We start from the raw sequence: 1,870 nt of genomic DNA, 5'->3' as shown, positions 1-1,870 counted from the left end.
GTGCCGACCGCTCAGCCGATCTCACAACGCCCCACCCCGGAGCAAAAAAACACTCTAGAGACTCGCCGGGCCGGCTGAACCCATGTTATTCAGCAGCCTCCTAGGAGCGCACCTCTTACTCGATCGCTCCGACGATGCTGAAGAACCACTTTTCGTCTACGCCGATCCGGCAGGACATCCATTCTGTATCTTGGTGGCGGCGTGACAGGCCCAGTCACGCCTGGCGGCCGAACGACCGCTGAGCGTTCCGTTTACGGGCGCCCATCTCGGGCCGTTGCCCTGCAGCGACGCCATGCGGCAATAGCAACGGACATCGCCATCACGCCGAGGGTGACCAGTACGAAGGTGGCAGTTGGAGTCATGCGGCTCGCTATCTCTTTCGGAACGCTCAGGTGAGCTTCTTGAGCATCTTCACCGAAGTTGTTTCGTACCCAAGCGAGTTGTAAAGCCCCCGGGCGCCGGTGTTGAATCCGAAGACGCTCAGGCCGAGAGACTGCGCTCCGTGTGAGTGTGCGTATTCCTCGCCGAGGAGCATTGCCGCTCTCCCGAAACCCTGACCACGCTGGTCAAAGTTGATGACAACGTCCCAGACCCACCACGCCCCTGGATCGGCGCTGACGTCCTGTCCGATCCACAGGTGTCCCACTGCGGCACCCGCCTTGTTCATGACGTGAAAGACCTCATTGCCAGGGCTCGGAGCACCATCCGGGAACAAACGAGCCATGCTCTCGACGGCTCTGCGTTGCGCTTCCTCATGCGTTCCACCCTGGGTAACCAAATCACTTACGTATTCGGTGCAGCTGCGGTCCAACCACGCTGGGAACTCGCTGGTGAGGATTCGCTGAAGGGTCACAGTCATCCGTCAATTCTTCCAGACAAGTGTCGCCGGCCAACGATTCCTGGTCGCAGCAGATTCGGTTTATGCGACCCCATCTGATGCTATATTTGTATAGCACTCTGAGGAGGGATGCCATATGCCGCAAATCAATCTCCGCGTTGACGATGAAACGGATCATCGCCTGCAATATCTGTCGGAGCGCACTGGGCGGTCGAAAACGTTTTATGCGACCGAAGCATTGACCCAGTATCTGGACGAGAACGAAGACTATCTCTTGGCCAAGGATGCGCTCGAGGAATTCACTCAGTCCAACGACGACGCCATTGACCTAGCCGATGTGGTCTGGCCTGTGTGAGCTACACGATCAGATTCACCCCGAAGGCAGCGAAGCAGGTCAGGAAACTCGACTCGGCCGCCGCGAAACGGATTCGTGATTTTCTTGAGCAGAAGCTTTCCGTACTAGACAATCCGCGCCAGCTCGGTAAAAAGCTCGTTAACGAAGAATTCTGGCGTTACCGGGTCGGCGACTACCGAATACTCACAAATATTGACGACGATCAAATTCTCATCCTCATTGTCGAGGTTGCACATCGTCGCGAGGTCTACAACAGGCTCTAAACACAGCAGCGGCGCCGCTCGACGCGCCAAGTTCGATATTGCCAGCGAAACGAGACGTGTCCCGCAGAGGGTTCCCCTGTGGAACTGGATCAAGGCCGGTCTTGGACCATGCACGGGGCGGATGTGCCGACGGCCGAGCGGTGTGTAGGACCATGCAGTCATGAGGATAGCCAGGGCAGCTCGAGTCTTAACCGTTGTTCCGATTGCCTTGACCATGAGCGGGTGTCAGGCGGTGCTGGAGCCTCGGTCGACTATGGGGGTCGATGATGTGGTGGCTGCTTTCACGGCGCAGGCTGACCTTCCCATGACTGAGTATTAGAGCCTCTGAGCCCCACCCGATCGTGCGGTTGAGCCCCATCGATCGTGCGGAAGAGCACCAGTGGTGGTGTGGCTCAGCACCACAGGTGCTCCCCG

3 protein-coding genes and 1 pseudogene are annotated in these 1,870 nt (G+C 58.1%); 3 read left to right on the top strand and 1 reads right to left on the bottom strand.

Translation table 11 applies throughout. The annotated features are described in order from the left end of the window. Nucleotides 1-100: 100 nt before the first annotated feature. A pseudogene (locus tag E3O45_RS17885) lies at nt 101-205 on the top strand (VOC family protein); the annotation flags it as partial. Nucleotides 206-388: 183 nt separating this feature from the next. Here E3O45_RS17885 and E3O45_RS02425 read toward each other — a convergent pair. Further along, nucleotides 389-859 carry an N-acetyltransferase gene (locus E3O45_RS02425; protein ID WP_134441471.1) on the bottom strand — a complete coding sequence of 157 codons (471 nt, stop codon included), beginning with the start codon at nt 857-859 and terminating at the stop codon, nt 389-391. A gap of 115 nt (nt 860-974) precedes the next feature. Here E3O45_RS02425 and E3O45_RS02420 point away from each other — a divergent pair, with 115 nt between their 5' ends. Both E3O45_RS02420 and E3O45_RS02415 read left to right on the top strand, forming a co-directional pair. Next, entirely contained in the window at nt 975-1,193 is a 219-nt protein-coding gene (locus E3O45_RS02420; RefSeq protein ID WP_092448772.1) for a TraY domain-containing protein, read from the top strand. Continuing rightward, complete coding sequence (locus E3O45_RS02415) at nt 1,190-1,456, top strand: type II toxin-antitoxin system RelE/ParE family toxin (RefSeq protein WP_134441469.1); 267 nt, start codon at nt 1,190-1,192, stop codon at nt 1,454-1,456. The genes E3O45_RS02420 and E3O45_RS02415 overlap by 4 nt, the downstream gene beginning before the upstream one ends. Nucleotides 1,457-1,870: the final 414 nt, after the last annotated feature.

It is taken from the genome of Cryobacterium sp. TMS1-20-1 (assembly GCF_004402355.1).
In the GTDB taxonomy this organism is placed as follows: Bacteria; Actinomycetota; Actinomycetes; order Actinomycetales; family Microbacteriaceae; genus Cryobacterium; species Cryobacterium levicorallinum.
This window is presented reverse-complemented; position numbering and strand designations above follow the sequence as displayed.